This window comes from Citricoccus alkalitolerans (assembly GCF_039528175.1).
GTDB classification, from domain to species: Bacteria; Actinomycetota; Actinomycetes; order Actinomycetales; family Micrococcaceae; genus Citricoccus; species Citricoccus alkalitolerans.
The window spans coordinates 521266-538675 of the sequence record NZ_BAAALH010000001.1; the positions used below are offsets into that span (position 1 = coordinate 521266).

The 17410-nt window shown below is 67.9% G+C and carries 16 protein-coding genes; all 16 read left to right on the top strand.

Annotation, left to right across the window (positions count from 1 at the left end; all coding sequences use genetic code 11):
• Positions 1-18: 18 nt before the first annotated feature.
• The 16 genes from ABD134_RS02325 (at position 19) to atpD (ending at position 17408) form a co-directional block, all read left to right on the top strand.
• Positions 19-1395, top strand: coding sequence for a homoserine dehydrogenase (locus ABD134_RS02325; protein WP_344226351.1), 1377 nt, complete (start codon positions 19-21; stop codon positions 1393-1395).
• 5 nt (positions 1396-1400) lie between these two features.
• The gene (gene thrC, locus ABD134_RS02330) at positions 1401-2528 is read left to right on the top strand and encodes a threonine synthase (RefSeq protein ID WP_344226353.1); all 1128 of its coding nucleotides are present in this window, start codon (positions 1401-1403) and stop codon (positions 2526-2528) included.
• Entirely contained in the window at positions 2528-3529 is a 1002-nt protein-coding gene (thrB, locus tag ABD134_RS02335) for a homoserine kinase (protein ID WP_344226355.1), read from the top strand. Before thrC ends, thrB begins: the two co-directional genes overlap by 1 nt.
• A 240-nt stretch (positions 3530-3769) precedes the next feature.
• Complete coding sequence (gene rho / locus ABD134_RS02340) at positions 3770-5920, top strand: transcription termination factor Rho (RefSeq protein WP_344226356.1); 2151 nt, start codon at positions 3770-3772, stop codon at positions 5918-5920.
• 132 nt (positions 5921-6052) lie between these two features.
• A complete protein-coding gene (prfA, locus tag ABD134_RS02345; protein ID WP_344226357.1) occupies positions 6053-7132 on the top strand; it encodes a peptide chain release factor 1 in 1080 nt (359 codons plus the stop codon).
• Positions 7133-7160: 28 nt separating this feature from the next.
• Entirely contained in the window at positions 7161-8063 is a 903-nt protein-coding gene (prmC, locus tag ABD134_RS02350; protein WP_344226359.1) for a peptide chain release factor N(5)-glutamine methyltransferase, read from the top strand.
• Complete coding sequence (locus tag ABD134_RS02355) at positions 8060-8701, top strand: L-threonylcarbamoyladenylate synthase (protein WP_344226361.1); 642 nt, start codon at positions 8060-8062, stop codon at positions 8699-8701. The genes prmC and ABD134_RS02355 overlap by 4 nt, the downstream gene beginning before the upstream one ends.
• The gene (locus tag ABD134_RS02360) at positions 8698-9813 is read left to right on the top strand and encodes an MraY family glycosyltransferase (protein ID WP_344226363.1); all 1116 of its coding nucleotides are present in this window, start codon (positions 8698-8700) and stop codon (positions 9811-9813) included. Before ABD134_RS02355 ends, ABD134_RS02360 begins: the two co-directional genes overlap by 4 nt.
• The gene (locus ABD134_RS02365; RefSeq protein ID WP_344226364.1) at positions 9810-10238 is read left to right on the top strand and encodes a hypothetical protein; all 429 of its coding nucleotides are present in this window, start codon (positions 9810-9812) and stop codon (positions 10236-10238) included. The genes ABD134_RS02360 and ABD134_RS02365 overlap by 4 nt, the downstream gene beginning before the upstream one ends.
• 295 nt (positions 10239-10533) lie before the next feature.
• Positions 10534-11346 (top strand): F0F1 ATP synthase subunit A, encoded by an 813-nt coding sequence (gene atpB / locus ABD134_RS02370; protein WP_344226366.1) that lies wholly within the window; start codon positions 10534-10536, stop codon positions 11344-11346.
• A 145-nt stretch (positions 11347-11491) separates the two neighbouring features.
• A complete protein-coding gene (locus ABD134_RS02375) occupies positions 11492-11701 on the top strand; it encodes an ATP synthase F0 subunit C (protein WP_344226368.1) in 210 nt (69 codons plus the stop codon).
• Positions 11702-11771: 70 nt separating this feature from the next.
• A complete protein-coding gene (locus ABD134_RS02380; protein ID WP_344226370.1) occupies positions 11772-12347 on the top strand; it encodes a F0F1 ATP synthase subunit B in 576 nt (191 codons plus the stop codon).
• Positions 12347-13156: a F0F1 ATP synthase subunit delta gene (locus ABD134_RS02385; protein ID WP_344226372.1), complete on the top strand. Its 810-nt coding sequence runs from the start codon at positions 12347-12349 to the stop codon at positions 13154-13156. The genes ABD134_RS02380 and ABD134_RS02385 overlap by 1 nt, the downstream gene beginning before the upstream one ends.
• A gap of 80 nt (positions 13157-13236) precedes the next feature.
• Positions 13237-14874 (top strand): F0F1 ATP synthase subunit alpha, encoded by a 1638-nt coding sequence (atpA, locus tag ABD134_RS02390; protein WP_344226374.1) that lies wholly within the window; start codon positions 13237-13239, stop codon positions 14872-14874.
• Positions 14875-14963: 89 nt separating this feature from the next.
• Positions 14964-15857, top strand: a complete 894-nt coding sequence (locus ABD134_RS02395) for a F0F1 ATP synthase subunit gamma (RefSeq protein WP_344226376.1) — start codon at positions 14964-14966, stop codon at positions 15855-15857.
• Between the two features lie 93 nt (positions 15858-15950).
• Entirely contained in the window at positions 15951-17408 is a 1458-nt protein-coding gene (gene atpD, locus ABD134_RS02400; RefSeq protein ID WP_344226378.1) for a F0F1 ATP synthase subunit beta, read from the top strand.
• Positions 17409-17410 lie beyond the last annotated feature (2 nt).

Here is a 17410-nt window from a genome sequence, read left to right on the forward strand (position 1 = left end):
CAGAACCAACGGAGGACCATGACCGCCACGACCCCGTCCGCGCCCCACGCCCCGCAGCCGGCCCTGAAGATCGCGCTGCTGGGCGCCGGCACCGTCGGCTCCCAAGTGGCCCGGATCCTCACGGAGGACGCCGAGATGCTGGCCGCCCGCGTGGGCACGCGCCTGGAACTGGCCGGCGTCTTCGTCCGCAACCCGGACGGACGTCGCGACTACCAGTTGCCCCGCGAGCTGTACACCACGGATGCCGAGGCGCTGGTGGATTCCGCCGACATCGTGCTGGAGCTGATGGGTGGCATCGAGCCCGCCAAGTCGCTCATCGAACGGGCCATCGGCAACGGCTCAGCCGTGGTCACAGGCAACAAGGCCTTGCTGGCCCAGTCCGGCTCGGAGTTGTTCGCGGCCGCCGCCGAGGCAGGCACCCAGCTCTCCTTCGAGGCGTCCGTGGCCGGGGCCATCCCGATCCTGCGTCCGTTGCGGGACTCCCTGGCCGGGGACACCGTCACCCGCGTGATGGGCATCGCCAACGGCACGACGAACTACATCCTGGACCAGATGGACTCCACCGGGGCAGCCTTTGATGATGCTCTCGCGGATGCCCAGGAGCTCGGCTACGCCGAGGCCGACCCGACTGCCGACATCGAGGGCCATGACGCGGCCGCCAAGGCCGCGATCCTCGCCAACCTCGCCTTCCACGCACCGTTCCGGATCGACGAGGTCTACTGCGAGGGCATCACCAGGATCACCGCCGCGGACAACGAGGCCGCCTCCGAGGCCGGCTACGTCATCAAACTGCTGGCGATCGCCGAGCGGATCACGGCTGTTGACGGTACCGCCGGCGCCGTCCTGCGCGTGCACCCGACCCTGCTGCCGCGCGAGCACCCGCTGGCCGCCGTCCGCGGCGCGTTCAACGCCGTGTTCGTCGAGGCGCAGAACGCCGGCGAGCTGATGTTCTACGGCCCCGGTGCCGGCGGGGCACCCACGGCCAGCGCCGTCATGGGGGACACCGTCTCCATCGCCCGCCGGCTGGTCCGCGGCGGAGCCGGCCGCACGCACACCCCGCGGTCAGTGGTGCCGGCCCTGCCCGTGGGGGAGGCGCGCACGAGCTACATGATCGTCATCCGGGTGGCGGACCGCCCCGGCGTGCTGGCCGCCATCGCCTCGGCCGTCGCCGAACACGGTGTCTCGATCGTGTCCATGCGCCAGGTCCCCCTGGCTGAGGACGACCTCGTGGTCGAGGAGTCCGACGAGGCCTACACCGATGAGGCTCCCGAGTCACTCTTGCGCATCATCACGCACGAGGCCAAGGAGCAGAACTTGGCGGCCACCGTGGCCACCATCAAGGAACTGGACGTGGTGACCGAAGTGGTTTCGGTCCTGCGAGTCGAAGGGAACTGAAGACAGTGGCACACCAATGGCGCGGGGTCATCCGCGAATACTCCGACCGCCTGCCCGTCAGCAAGAGCACCCGGGTGGTCACCCTCGGCGAGGGCGGCACGCCGCTGATCGAGGCCCCGGCCCTGTCCCAACTCGTGGACGGTGAGGTGTGGGTGAAGTTCGAGGGCATGAACCCCACCGGCTCCTTCAAGGACCGCGGCATGACCATGGCCATCACCGCCGCCGTGGAGCAGGGTGCCAAGGCAGTGGTCTGCGCCTCCACCGGCAACACCTCGGCCTCCGCCGCCGCTTACGCCACCCAGGCCGGGCTGACCTGCGCCGTGCTGGTCCCGGACGGCAAGATCGCCATGGGCAAGCTCTCCCAGGCCATCGCCCACGGGGCCACGCTGCTGCAGGTGGACGGCAATTTCGACAACTGTCTCGACGTGGCGCGCAAGCTCTCCGAGAACTACCCGGTCTTCCTCGTGAACTCCGTGAACCCGAACCGCATCGAGGGGCAGAAGACCGGCGCGTTCGAGGTGGTGGACGCGCTCGGTGACGCGCCGGACTATCACCTGCTGCCCGTCGGCAACGCCGGCAACATCACCGCCTACTGGAAGGGCTACCAGGAGTACTCCCAGCCCTATACGAACCCCCACCCCGGTGCCGTCCCGGCTGGATCCGAGCCGGTCGAGCTGCCGGCCGTGGCCACCCGGACGCCCACGATGTGGGGCTTCCAGGCAGCTGGGGCGGCGCCGATCGTCCTCGGTCATCCCGTGACTGAGCCGGACACCATCGCCACCGCCATCCGCATCGGCAACCCGGCCTCCTGGGAGCAGGCCGAGGCGGCCCGCGACGAGTCCGGGGGCATGATCGACTCTGTCACCGATGAGGAGATCCTGGCCGCCCACCGCTGGCTGTCCGCCCGGGAGGGCGTGTTCGTGGAGCCCGCCTCCGCCGCCGGCGTCGCGGGACTCATCAAGCACCACGCCCTCGGCAACGTCCCGGCCGGCAAGCGCTGGGTCATCACCGTGACCGGTCACGGACTCAAGGACCCGCAGTGGGCCCTCAGGAATGCGGACGGCTCGGACGTCGAACCGCAGAGGGTGCCGTTCGACGTCGTGGCCGTGGCCGAGGCCTTGGGGCTCGCCTGATGCCGAATCGCCCGGAGCAGGGTTTGGGACCGAGCCTGGAACAGGGCCTGAGGAGCGTGCCCGCCGGCGTCACCGTGCGCGTCTCCGTCCCGGCGACCTCGGCGAATCTCGGCCCCGGATTCGACTCCATGGGACTCGCCCTCGACCTGCGGGACGACGTGGCGGTGACCACCGTGGGCGAGGGTTTCTCGGCTGTGGTGCAGGGGGAGGGGGCCGGCGTGGTCCCCACCGACTCCTCGCACCTGGTGATCGACACGCTGCGCGGATACCTCCACGAGCGGGGCTGGGACGTGACCGGGCTGGAGCTGGTGGCCACCAACCGGATCCCGCATGGCCGTGGGCTCGGCTCCTCCGCCGCTGCCCACGCCAGCGCCATCCTGCTCGCCGACGTCCTGCTGCCGGAGGACGAACGCGCTTCCGAGGCGGACCTGCTCAACGCGGCCTCGCACCTGGAGGGCCATCCGGACAACGTGGCGCCGGCCCTGACCGGGGGGCTCACCGTCTCCTGGGAGGAGGATGGCCGCTACCGTTCCTCGGCCATGCGGCCGCATCCCGCGGTGGTGCCGGTGGTGGCGATCCCCGCGCGGCCGCTGAGCACCGAGACCGCCCGCGGACTATTGCCCGCACAGGTCCCGCATCACGTGGCCGCCGCGAACGCCGGCCGCGTGGGACTGCTGGTGCACGCACTGACCCAGGAGCCGTCACTGCTGCTGGCCGGCACGCGCGACTGGCTGCACCAGGACCAGCGGGAGCCTGCCATGCCGGAGTCCGTCGGACTGGTACGAGACCTGCGCCGGCAGGGCCTGGCCGCCGTGGTCTCCGGGGCCGGTCCGACCGTCATGGTGCTCGCCGACGGCATGGAGCAGGCGGACCGTGCCCGGACGGCCCTGCAGGCAGCCCTCGAGGGGTCCGCGCAGCCATGGCGTGTCAGCATTCTGCCCGTGGACGCCACGGGTGCTAAGGTGGAGACACACCGCTCAGGCCAGCCCATCTCGGGCTGATGTCGACCGGGTTCTGCTGAGAGTGCGGATCCCGTGGTCGGTGGGAATCCAGGCTCCACGCGGACCAGTTCGGTCCCAGCGGGCTTCGGCCTGTCTTGGCTCCCTGGATTCGACTTTCCCGGATCGAGTCCGATCCGGTACTGAATCCCGGTTTTCCGCCACCTGTTCAGGTGGCAGCCGGTACACACTTCGCGGGATCCCTCCAGTCGGATCCTGCCTGACGAGGGAGAAGGAACCTTCGTGACCGAAACCACTGAACTGCCCACGGCCTCCGCGGGCAATTCCACCGAGGCACCAGCCGCGGCAGCCACCACCGCCGCCCAGGCGGGTGGTGGCCTGGCCGGCCTGAAGCTGGCACAGCTGCAGGCCCTTGCCTCCCAGCTCGGCATCACCGGGGGATCCCGGATGCGCAAGTCTGACCTGGTGGCCGCCATCTCCAGTCACCAGCGCGGCGGCTCCGTCGCGGACCGCAAGAAGACTGAGGACACGTCCAGCGCCCCGGCCGGATCAGACGGCAAGGCCGGTGCCGACAGCAAGGCCGGTGCCGACAGCAAGGCCGACGGCGGCGCGGCCGCACCGAAGCGCCGGTCCCGCGGCAGCAAGACCACTGGCACCCAGGCCGAGCGGAAGCAGGTCGAGCAGTCAGCTGACCAGAAGCAGGCGGACTCGTCGGCCGACCAGTCGATCGACCAGAAGCAGGCCTCGACGCCGGCAGCGGGCACCGAGGGCGGCGCTCCCGAGCGCCCGGCCCGCCGGACCCGTTCGCGCCGCGCCGAGTCGGCAGCCGTCACCACCAGCGAGGACCAGGCCGCCTCCGCGGACAACTCGTCCGAGGCTGTCTCCGAGTCCCGGAACGGTGCCGGCGACGGCTCCGGGTCCGACGGCCAGCAGGAGCGTTCCAACGACCGGAACGCCCGCGGTGATCGCAACAACCGCTCCGGCCGTGGCGACCGGAATGATCGGAACAGCCGCAACGACCGCAGCGACCGGAACAACGATCGCAACGAGCGGAACACCGATCGCCAGCAGGACAACAAGTCGGACAACGACCAGCAGTCCGGCAGCCGGGGCGCCAACCGGAACAATGACCGGAACGAGCGGAACAACGACCGCGACGAGGACAGCCGCCGCAACCGCCGCAACCGAAACCGCAACGACCGCAACCGCAATCGCCGCGGTCGCAGCGGCCCCGAGGTCGACGACACCGAGATGACCGAGGACGACGTGCTGCTGCCCGTCGCCGGCATCCTGGATGTCCTGGACAACTACGCCTTCGTGCGGACCTCCGGCTACCTGCCCGGCCCGAACGACGTGTACGTCTCCTTGTCCATGGTCAAGAAGTACGGGCTGCGCAAGGGCGACGCCGTCGTGGGCGCCATCCGCGCCCCGCGTGACGGTGAGAGCCAGAACAGCAACAGCAACAGCGGAGGCAACCGGCAGAAGTTCAACGCCCTGGTACGTCTGACCTCTGTCAACGGCCAGCAGGCTGAGGACAGCCCCAAGCGCACCAAGTTCAACGACCTGGTGCCGCTGTACCCCCAGGAGCGGCTGCGCCTCGAGACCGACTCCAAGCTGGTCGGCCCGCGCGTGATCGACCTGGTCTCTCCGATCGGCAAGGGGCAGCGCGGACTCATCGTCTCCCCGCCGAAGGCCGGCAAGACGATGATCCTGCAGTCCATCGCGAACGCCGTCACCACCAACAACCCCGAGGTGCACCTCATGATGGTGCTGGTGGACGAGCGTCCGGAAGAGGTCACCGACATGCAGCGCTCGGTCAAGGGTGAGGTCATCGCCTCGACCTTCGACCGTCCGGCCGACGACCACACGACCGTGGCCGAACTCGCCATCGAACGTGCCAAGCGCCTCGTGGAGATGGGGCGCGACGTGGTGGTCCTGCTCGACTCCATGACCCGTCTGGGCCGTGCTTACAACCTGGCCGCACCGGCCTCCGGACGCATCCTGTCCGGTGGCGTGGACTCCTCGGCGCTGTATCCGCCGAAGCGGTTCTTCGGTGCCGCGCGCAACATCGAGAACGGTGGCTCCCTGACGATCCTCGCCACCGCCCTGGTGGAGACCGGTTCCAAGATGGACGAGGTCATCTTCGAGGAGTTCAAGGGCACCGGCAACATGGAACTGCGGCTGTCCCGTCAGCTGGCAGACAAGCGCATCTTCCCGGCCGTCGATGTCAATGCCTCCGGCACCCGCCGTGAGGAGAACCTGTTGACCTCCGACGAGATCAAGATCATGTGGAAGCTGCGCCGGGTCCTGTCCGGTCTGGACACGCAGCAGGCACTGGAGATCCTGACGAACAAGATCAAGGAGACCCAGTCGAACGCCGAGTTCCTCATGCTGGTCTCCAAGACCACGTTGGGTTCCAAGGGCGAGAAGTAGCGACACACCCTGGCCCCCGTCCCTCCGTCGTCCTCAGACTCCCGGTATCCATCGGGCGCTGGACGGCGGGAGGGCGGGGGCTGAGTCGTTCGCCCCACCGCGGGAACCGCCCCTGACTGAAGGAAGACACCCATGTTCGAATCCGTGCAGGACCTGCTGGACGAGCACCACGAGCTCACCGAGAGACTCGCGGACCCGGCCGTGCACCAAGACCAGGCCCTGTCCCGGAAGCTGGGCCGTCGCTTCGCCGAACTCGGTGCCATCGTCGCGGCGCACCGGGCATGGACCCAGGCCGAGGCCGACCTGGCGGATGCCCGCGAACTCGCCGAGGACGACGAGGAGTTCGCCGCCGAGGTGCCAGAGCTCGAGACCACGGCGGAGCAGGCGACGGAGAAACTGCGACGGTTGCTCATTCCCCGGGACCCGGCCGATGCGCGGGACGCCATCCTGGAGATCAAGGGCGGCGAGGGCGGCGAGGAGGCGGCCCTCTTCGCCGCGGATCTGCTGCGGATGTACGTGCGCTTCGCCGAGACCAAAGGCTGGAAGACCGAGATCCTCTCCACCACGGAGTCTGACCTCGGTGGCTACAAGGATGTACAGGTGGCCATCAAGGGCAACTCGACCGACCCGTCCCAGGGCGTCTTCGCGCACCTGAAGTTCGAGGGCGGCGTGCACCGCGTGCAGCGCGTCCCCGTCACCGAATCCCAGGGTCGCATCCACACCTCCGCAGCCGGCGTGCTGGTGTTCCCCGAGGTGGACGCGCCGGAGGAGGTCGCCATCTCCGGCAATGACCTGAAGATCGACGTGTTCCGGTCCTCCGGACCCGGTGGCCAGTCCGTGAACACCACCGACTCCGCCGTGCGCATCACCCACCTGCCCACCGGGATCGTGGTGTCCATGCAGAACGAGAAGTCGCAGATCCAGAATCGCGAGGCCGGTATGCGCGTGCTCCGCTCCCGGCTGTTGGCGCATCGGCAGGAGAAGCTCGACGCCGAGAATGCCGCCACCCGGCATTCGCAGGTCCGGACGATGGACCGCTCTGAGCGTATCCGGACCTACAACTACCCGGAGAACCGGGTAGCGGACCACCGCACTGGATACAAGGCCTATAATCTCGACGCCGTCCTGGACGGTGACCTCGAACCCGTTCTGCAGTCCTGCATCGAGATGGATGAGGCGCACCGATTGGAGGCGTTGGGACAGCATGGCTGACACTGTGACCGACCTTCAGACTGACCCTGTGACTGACCGGCAGGCTGACACCGTGGAGCTCGAGTCCCTGCTGCGGTCCTCGACGGAGCTGCTGGCCGCGGCCGGCGTAGACTCGCCCCGCGCGGACGCCGAGTTGCTGGCCGCCCATGTCCTCGGGGCCAGCCGTGGCGAGGTGGCAGCCTGGGCCATCGCCGGACGGCGGCTGGATCCGCTCCAGTCAGTCGACCTGCGACGGCTGTCCATCTCCCGTGCCACCCGCACGCCGTTGCAGTACCTGACCGGCACCACGACGTTCCGATCCGTCGAGCTGAAGGTCGGCCACGGCGTTTTCCTGCCCCGCCCCGAGACCGAGCTCGTCGCCGGAGCGGCCATCGACGCCGCACGGGCCGCCGGGGACAGAACCACTGCGAACCCGCTGGTGGTCGACCTGTGCACCGGCTCCGGGGCCATCGCCGCGGCGGTGGCCACCGAGGTCCCCGGTGCCACCGTCCACGCGGTGGAGGCGGACCCCGAAGCCGCCTGGTGGGCGGCCGCCAACCTGGCCCCGCGCGGTGTCGCGTTGCACGTCGCGGACGCCGCGACGGCATTACCGGACCTGGACGGCCGCGCCGACGTCGTGGTGTCCAATCCTCCGTACGTGCCGGACGGCCGCATCCCGGCCCAGGCCGAGGCGCGGCGCGATCCGGGCCTGGCCCTCTACGGCGGGGGAGCGGACGGCATGCGCGTGCCGACCGTGGTGGCCGCCACGGCTGCCCGGCTGCTGCGTCCGGGCGGAACCCTCGTGATGGAACACGACGACACCCAGGGTGAGCTGGTGGCCGCCCTGCTGCGGCGCGACGGGCTGTTCAGGGGAATTCGGACGCAGGAGGACCTCAACGGGCGGCCGCGTTATACGATCGCCGCGCGCACGGATGGGACAATGGCACGGTGAGCCTGCTGATTGACTGCACCACGGAATCCGGACTGGACGAGGCCATCGAGGCCGCCCGGACGGCACTGGCCAACCGCGAATGCGTGGTCCTGCCGACGGACACGGTCTACGGGATCGGCGCCGACGCCTTCTCCCCGCAGGCCGTGGCGGTGCTCCTGGCCGCCAAGGGCAGGGGACGGGCCATGCCGCCGCCGGTGCTGATCGGCAGCGCCCGGGTGATGGACGGCCTGGCCGTCGATGTCCCGCAAGGCGCCCGGGACCTGGCCGAGCAGTTCTGGCCCGGTGCCCTCACCCTGATCCTCCAGGCGCAGCCCTCGCTGACGTGGGACCTGGGGGAGACCCGGGGGACCGTCGCCCTGCGCGTGCCCGACGACCAGGTGGCGCGTGAGCTGCTCCAGGAGTTCGGCCCGCTGGCTGTCTCCAGCGCCAACCGCACGTCCCTTCCGGCGGCGACGACGGCCGGGGCCGCGCGCGAGATGCTCGGCGACACGGTGTCCGTCTACCTCGACGACGGCGAACGCACCGTCTCCGAGCCTTCCACCATCATCGACTGCACCGTCTCGCCCTTCCGCGTGGTACGTCACGGCGCCCTGTCCTACGGCGAGCTGGCCGCGGTGGTTCCGGACCTGGTGGAATGAAGGTCTACCTGCTGCTGCTGGGGCTCTCCGCCGTCATCAGCTTCGTGTTGACACCGGCAGTGCGCAGGCTCGCCCTGGCCGGGGGCGTCTACACCCCACAACGCCAACGGGACGTGCACCGCGAGCCGGTGCCCAAGCTCGGTGGGGTGGCCATGATAGCCGGCGTGCTGGTGGCGCTGGGAATCGGCGCCATGATCCCGTTCCTGGACGGCATCTTCTCCGACCCCGATCCGATCCGTGGGCTGCTGTTCGCCCTCGCCGTGGTCCTGGCGATGGGTGTGGCGGACGATCTGTGGGACCTGCACTGGACGCTCAAACTCGCCGCCCAGATGACGGCGGCCGCACTGGTGGCCTTCCACGGAATCCGAGTCGAGGCCATGCCGGTGGGGTGGATCCCGGTGGGCAACGAATCGATCCAGATCGGTCTGACGATCTTCATCCTCGTGCTGACCATGAATGCCATCAACTTCGTGGACGGCCTCGACGGGCTGGCCGCCGGGATGGCCGTCATCGGAGGCTCCGCCTTCTTCATCTACACCTACCTGCTGACCCGGACCATCAACCAGTTCGACTACTCGAACCTGGCCACCTTGCTCATGGCCGTCCTCGTCGGGTCCTGCCTCGGCTTCCTTCCACACAACTTCAACCCGGCGAAGATCTTCATGGGCGAGGTGGGCGCGATGCTCATCGGTCTGCTCCTGGCCACCGCCGCCGTGGCCGTGACCGCCGACGTGGCGGCGATGGAGGGTTTCCGCTTCCGCAACGTCCCGGCCTACATGCCGATCCTGCTGCCGATCGCCGTCATGGCCCTGCCGCTGCTGGACCTGGCCCTGGCCGTGGTGCGCAGGACGGTCCGCGGGTCCAGCCCCTTCTCGGCCGACCGCGGACACCTGCACCACAAACTCGTGGACGGCGGGTGGACGCATCGCCAGGCCGTGCTGCTGCTCTACCTGTGGACTTTCCTGATCGCTTACGGGGTGGTCTCTCTGAACTTCTTCGACTGGCTGATCGTCCTGCCGGTCGTCGGCATCCTGCTGCTGGGCGCCGGATACTTGACCCTGCACCCCTGGGTGCGTCGTTCGAGGGAATCACTGAGGGAGTCCCGCCCATGAAGACATCCGCGAAGCGCGTCAACACCCGCGGCTGGTGGGGGATCCTCGTCGCCTGCCTCATCGGCTCCGTCGCCGCACTGGCCGTGGCCGTGGTCATCGCCTGGCTGGTGGTCGGGAGAACGGCCGGCGGAACCGCCGCCGCGTCGTTGGGACTGGCCGGCGCCGCCGTCGTGGTCCTCTCCGGACTCACCCTGCTGGTGACGGCCTGGTCCTGGGACCGCTGGCGGGAGCAGGCGGTGTTCATCGCCCTGTTCGGCTTCGTCCTGAAAATCATCCTGATGGCGGTGCTGCTGACCGTGGTTCCACCGCCGGTCTGGTTGGACACCATGGCAGCCGGGCTCGGCGCGCTCGTGGCGATCGTGGCCTGGCAGGTGACCGAGGTCTTCGTCTTCGCCCGGACGCGGCAGCAGATCTACGACGACTGACGTCTGGGGGTCTCAACGGACCACACGGGGCGCCTGACGGCCTTGGGTCACGGTCTGGTCACGGGCGGATGTCGGGCCGATGACGGTGTGACTTCGACGCAACGTAGAAATAAATCGTCCGATGGCGCGAAAACCGCGTCGAAGTGGGCTTTTTGGTCATCAGCACCACGCCCGGTTTGATAGGCTCATCAACGATCAATAACGACGGTCGGGGCTGCGTTGTGCCGCCCGCTTGACCGCGGGGTGGGGACGCGCCGTACGCGTTCCGTTGACCGACACTGCAGAGAGGATCAGCGTGCTACCGATCGTGCTCGCCAGCTCCACCGATGAGGGTGGATTCGCTCCTCCCACGATCGACCAGACCCACCTGCCGGACATCCTGCCCTGGGTGGCCGAGTATGGCACCGGTTTCGGCAAGCAGATGCTGATGATCATCCTCTCGGTGATCCTCATCTCCGCCTTCTTCATGCTCGCCATGCGCAAGCCAGGGCTCGTCCCGGGCAAGGTGCAGTGGCTCGCTGAGTCAGGCTACGCCTTCGTGCGCAACGGCATGGGCCGGGACATCATCGGCGAGAAGGAGTTCAAGCCCTTCGTCCCGTTGCTGTTCGGCCTGTTCTTCTTCGTGATCGTGAACAACCTGTTCGGCGCCGTTCCCTTCCTGCAGCTGCCGAGCTTCTCGCACGCCGGCTCGGCCTATGCACTGGCACTGATCGTCTACATCATCTGGATCGGCCTGGGCATCAAGCGCAACGGCCTCAAGTACTTCAAGCTGGCAGTGGTCCCCAGTGGCGTCCCCGGCTGGATCCTCCCGCTGCTCGTGCCGCTGGAGATCATCTCCACTTTCCTCGTCCGGCCGCTGACCCACTCCCTGCGTCTGATGGCCACGATGCTCTCCGGGCACATGATCATCATGCTGGCCGGCGCGGGTGCCCAGTTCCTGATCATGGAGACGGGCAACGTCGCCCTCCAGGCCACCGGTGTGCTCGTGGTCCTCGGTTCCGTGGCCATGTACTTCCTGGAACTGCTGATCATGTACCTGCAGGCCTTCGTCTTCACCCTGCTCACCGCGATCTACATCCAAGGGGCGCTGGCCGCCAACGACCACTGACTTTCCGGGCCCGCCGTCATTGGCTGAAGGTGGGCACGGTTCGGCGGAGTCATCCGCCACCGCAGCACCTCCCGGTACCGGCAACCGTCGGACACCGCCGGGAATCCCCGCACAACCTGCCGTCAGGCATCTTGAAAGGAACACCATGGATATCGAAGGCAACCTGAATCTGATCGGCTACGGCCTGGCCTCCATCGGCTCCGCCATCGGCGTGGGCCTGATCTTCGCCGCCTACATCAACGGCGTCGCTCGTCAGCCGGAAGCCCAGCGCATCCTGCAGCCCATCGCCCTGCTGGGCTTCGCCCTCGCCGAGGCCCTGGCCATCCTGGGCCTGGTCTTCGCCTTCGTCCTCTGATTCCTGCCCTTCCCGGCCGGTTCGCCGGCCATCCACAGAGCAGGAAACTTCACCAAAGGATGGTTGAAACATGATCAGGTCTGAAGCGATTCTCGCTGCAGCCGAGGGCGCCAACCCGCTCGTTCCCAACTGGTGGGAGGTGCTCGTTACCGCCGTTGGCTTTGCCGTGTTGATGTTCCTCGTGGTGAAGTACATCGCCCCGGCTCTGGAGAACTCCTACCAGAACCGCGTCGACGCCATCGAGGGTGGACTCGAGAAGGCCGAGAAGGCCCAGGCCGAGGCCAACGCCCTCAAGGCTGACTACGAGCAGCAGCAGCAGGAGGGCTACGCCGAGGCCAACCGCGTCCGCGAGGAGGCCCGTACCGAAGGCGCCCAGATCCTGGCCGAGGCCAGGGAGAAGGCTGCCGCCGAGGCTGCCCGACTGGTCGAGCAGGCCCAGGTCCAGATCGCCGCTGAGCGTCTGCAGGCCGAGACCTCGCTCCGCACCGACGTCGGCGCCCTGGCCACCACCCTGGCGAGCCGCATCGTCGGAGAATCCCTCGAGGACGACGCCCGCTCGCAGCGCGTGGTGGACCGGTTCCTCGAGGACCTCGAGCGGAACTCGACCGCCGGCACTGCGACCGGCACGGCAGGCGTGGCTGAGTAATGGCAGGTGCATCGAGCGATTCGCTGGCCACCGCCCGGCAGGAACTGGACCCCGTCCTGGTCTCCGGCGGCACCCAGCTGGCTTCCGAGCTGTTCACCGCCCTGGCGGCGGTGGACTCGAGCGCCCCGCTGCGCCGTGCCCTGACCGACCCCTCGTGGTCGGTGGAGCGTCGAACCGGAGTCGTCGGTTCGCTGTTCGGGTCCAAGGTGTCCGAGGATGCCCTGCGGGTCCTCACCACCCTGGCCGGCCTCAAGTGGTCCCGCACCCGGGACTTCGGGGACGCACTCGAGCAATTGGCCACCACCTCCGTGGCGGCCTCCGCCGAGCGCGACGGGCTGGACGGACTCAGTCGACTGTCCGATGAGCTGTTGTCCTTCAACCGTGCGGTCCAGGAGTCCCACGAACTCCAGCGTGCACTGACGGATCCGCAGGCTCCCGCTTCGGCCAAGGGCAACCTGGCTGAGCGGATCCTGGGCAACGGTTCCGCCGAGGCCAAGCTCCTGGTCCGCCAGGCCGTGGAAGCACCGAGGGGCCACAAGCCCGTGGACCTCATCCGCGGCTTCGTGGACACCGTGGCAGAGCGTCAGCGTCTGTGGATCGCCGAAGTCACCGTGGCTCGCGCGCTGGCCCCGGCTCAGCAGGAGCGGCTCGCCGCCGCATTGAAGCGCCTCTTTGGCCGCGACCTGAAGTTGGACGTGGCCGTCGACCCCGAGCTGGTGGGTGGCATCCGGGTCCAGGTGGGAGACGACGTCGTCGACTCCTCCCTGCAGTCCCGACTGCATGACCTCCAGCGGAAGATGGCCGGCTGAGGCCGGTCTGACGAACCCACAAGACACCTTCGGTCATCGGCATGTCGATGATCACCAACCCCAGAGAGCAGGGAACGCAGATGGCCGACTTGACCATCAACGCTGACGATGTTCGCAATGCCCTGAATGAGTTCGCGGCATCCTACGAACCGGCCGGCACCGAACGTGTGGAGGTCGGCCACGTCGTCTCCGCCGCAGACGGCATTGCCCGTGTGGAGGGTCTGCCCTCCGTCATGGCCAACGAGCTGCTGCGCTTTGAGGACGGGACCCTGGGCCTGGCCCAGAACCTCGACACCCGTGAGATTGGCGTCGTCGTTCTCGGCGACTTCCAGGGCGTCGAAGAGGGCCAGGAAGTCCAGCGCACCGGTGAGGTCCTCTCCGTGCCCGTGGGCGACGCCTTCCTCGGCCGCGTGGTGGACCCGTTGGGTGCACCCCTGGACGACATGGGTCCGATCGAGGCCGAGGCCCGCCGCGCCATGGAGCTCCAGGCTCCGGGCGTCACGCAGCGCAAGTCCGTTGAGGAACCGCTGCAGACCGGCATGAAGTCCATCGACGCCATGATCCCGATCGGCCGCGGACAGCGCCAGTTGATCATCGGTGACCGCCAGACCGGCAAGACCGCGATCGGCATCGACACCATCCTGAACCAGAAGGACAACTGGGAGTCAGGCGATCCGACGAAGCAGGTGCGCTGCATCTACGTCGCCGTCGGCCAGAAGGCCTCGACGATCGCCTCCGTGCGCCAGACGCTCGAGGAGCACGGTGCCTTGGAGTACACCACCATCGTGGCGTCCCCGGCCTCCGACCCGGCCGGCTTCAAGTACCTGGCACCCTACGCCGGTTCGGCCATCGGCCAGCACTGGATGTATGGCGGCAAGCATGTCCTCATCATCTTCGATGACCTCTCCAAGCAGGCCGAGGCCTACCGTGCGGTCTCGCTGCTGCTGCGCCGCCCGCCGGGCCGTGAGGCCTACCCCGGCGATGTGTTCTACCTGCACTCCCGCCTGCTGGAGAGGTGTGCCAAGCTGTCCGACGAGCTGGGCGGCGGTTCCATGACCGGCCTGCCGATCGTGGAGACCAAGGCCAACGACGTCTCGGCCTACATCCCGACCAACGTCATCTCCATCACCGACGGACAGATCTTCCTGCAGTCGGACCTCTTCAATGCCAACCAGCGTCCGGCCGTCGACGTGGGCATCTCGGTGTCCCGCGTGGGTGGTGCGGCTCAGGTCAAGGCCATGAAGAAGGTCTCCGGCACCTTGAAGCTGGACCTGGCCCAGTACCGCGACCAGCAGGCCTTCGCCATGTTCGCCTCGGACCTGGATCCGGCAACGCGCCGTCAGCTGGCCCGTGGTGAGCGTCTGACCGAGCTGCTGAAGCAGCCGCAGTACTCCCCGTACCCGGTCGAGGAGCAGGTCGTGTCCATCTGGACCGGCTCCAACGGCCACCTGGACGAGGTTCCGGTCGAGGATGTGTTGCGCTTCGAGCGTGACTTCCTGGACCACTTGCGTCGCAAGGAGGTCGTGCTCGGCCCGATCCGCGAGTCCGGCAAGCTGGAGGACTCCACCCTCGAGGCGCTCAAGACCGAGGTCGAGGCGTTCAAGAAGGGCTTCTTCGGGGAGGGCGACAGCAAGCTCGTCGCCGCCGGCCACGAGGAGCACGAGCCGCTGGCGGCCGATCAGGTCACCCAGGAAAAGATCGTCAAGCAGAAGCGCTGACCCGTTGTGCCGACGGCAGTCCCGTCCGATCGTTCCATGAGGAATGACCGGACGGGCGCCGGAGGCGGACACGTAAGGAAAGGACCACCATGGGAGCCCAGATCCGGGTCTACCGCCAGAAGATCGCCTCGACCCAGTCGATGCAGAAGATCTTCAAGGCGATGGAGCTGATCGCCACGTCCCGCATCGGCAAGGCACGTGAACGCGTGTCCGCGTCGCTGCCGTACGCCAACGCGATCACCCGCGCCGTGTCCGCCGTGTCATCGCAGCAGGACATCGAGCACGTGCTGACGTCCGAGGTCGAGAACCCGAAGCGCGCCGCCGTGCTGGTCCTCTCCTCGGACCGTGGCATGGCCGGCGCCTACTCGGCGAACATCCTGCGCCATGCGGAGGAACTGCTCGAGTCGCTGCACGCCGAGGGCAAGGAGACGGACATCTACCTCGTGGGCCGCAAGGCGCAGGGGTACTTCGATTTCCGCAACCGCGAGTACCAGGAGGTCTGGACGGGCAACACCGATGCTCCGGAGTTCCTGCGGGCCCGTGAGATAGGAGAGCGCCTCGTCGACTCGTTCCTGGAGGAGACGGAGGCCGGTGGCGTGGACGAGATCCATGTCGTCTACACCGCCTTCCACTCACTGGTCACCCAGGTCCCGACCGTCGTCCGTCTGCTGCCCCTCGAGGTGGTGGAGGAAGAGGTCACGGACTCCACGGACCTGTACCCGCTCTACGAGTACGAGCCGGCCCCGGAGGACGTCCTGGACGCCCTGCTGCCGAAGTACATCGAGTCACGGATCTTCTCGGCGATGCTCCAGGCCTCCGCATCCGAACTGGCCAACCGCCAGCGCGCGATGAAGTCGGCCGGGGACAACGCCAAGGACCTGGTCACCGAGTACACCCTGAAGATGAACAACGCCCGCCAGGCCGAGATCACCCAGGAACTGACCGAGTTGATCGCCGGTGCGGACGCGCTCAGCGCATCCTGACCGGGCACCGGCTCTTCTCCTGACGAGCCATCTGACTGCCAACTGACCGTCAACTGACTGTCAACCTCCAGCCACACCAAAGAAGTGAGAGAGATGACTGCCACCACGAACGAACAGGGCACCGGTACCGCCACCGGTGGCGCCACTGGCCGCATCGCCCGTGTGATCGGGCCGGTGATCGACGCTGAGTTCCCCGCCGATGCCATGCCGGCGCTGTACAACGCCCTGACCGCCGAGCTCACCGTCAACGGCGAGACCCACACCATCACCTTCGAGACCGCGCAGCACCTGGGTGACAACCTGGTCCGCGCCATCTCCCTGCAGGCCACGGACGGCCTGGTCCGCGGCGCGTCCGTGGTCGACTCGGGTGCCCCGATCTCCGTGCCCGTCGGTGAGGTCGTCAAGGGACACATCTTCAACGTCCTCGGCGAGTCCCTCGACGTGCCGACCTCGCAGCTCGAGGTCACCGAGCGCTGGCCCATCCACCGTCCGGCGCCGAACTTCGCCTCCCTCGAGGGCTCCACGGAGATGCTCGAGACCGGCATCAAGGTCATCGACCTGCTGACCCCGTACATCAAGGGCGGCAAGATCGGCCTGTTCGGCGGCGCCGGCGTGGGCAAGACCGTGCTCATCCAGGAGATGATCACGCGTGTGGCCCGCAACTTCGGCGGCACCTCGGTGTTCGCCGGCGTCGGTGAGCGCACCCGTGAGGGCAACGACCTCTGGGTTGAGATGGAAGAGGCCAACGTCCTCAAGGACACCGCCCTGGTGTTCGGCCAGATGGACGAGCCGCCGGGAACGCGTCTGCGCGTCGCCCTCTCGGCCCTGACGATGGCGGAGTACTTCCGTGACGAGATGAACCAGGACGTGCTGTTGTTCATCGACAACATCTTCCGGTTCTCCCAGGCAGGTTCAGAGGTCTCCACGCTGCTGGGCCGCATGCCCTCGGCGGTGGGCTACCAGCCGAACCTCGCTGACGAGATGGGCGTGCTGCAGGAGCGGATCACCTCCACCCGCGGTCACTCCATCACCTCGATGCAGGCCGTCTACGTGCCCGCGGACGACTACACCGACCCGGCGCCGGCCAACGTGTTCGCGCACCTGGACGCCACCACGAACCTGACTCGTACCCTGGCCTCCCGTGGCCTGTACCCGGCCGTGGATCCGCTGGCATCGACCTCCCGCATCCTCGACCCGCAGTACGTGGGCCAGGATCACTACGATGCCGCCACCCGCGTCAAGCAGATCCTGCAGAAGAACAAGGAACTGCAGGACATCATCGCGATCCTCGGCGTGGACGAGCTCTCCGAAGAGGACAAGATCGTCGTCTCGCGCGCCCGCCGCATCGAGCAGTTCCTGTCCCAGAACACCTACACCGCCAAGCAGTTCACCGGTGTCGAGGGTTCGACCGTGCCGATCAAGGACACCGTCGAGGGCTTCACCGCCATCGCCAACGGCGACCTTGACCACATCTCCGAGCAGGCGTTCTACAACGTCGGCGGGCTGGATGACGTCGAGCGCAACTGGGCCAAGATCCAGTCGGAGAACTGATC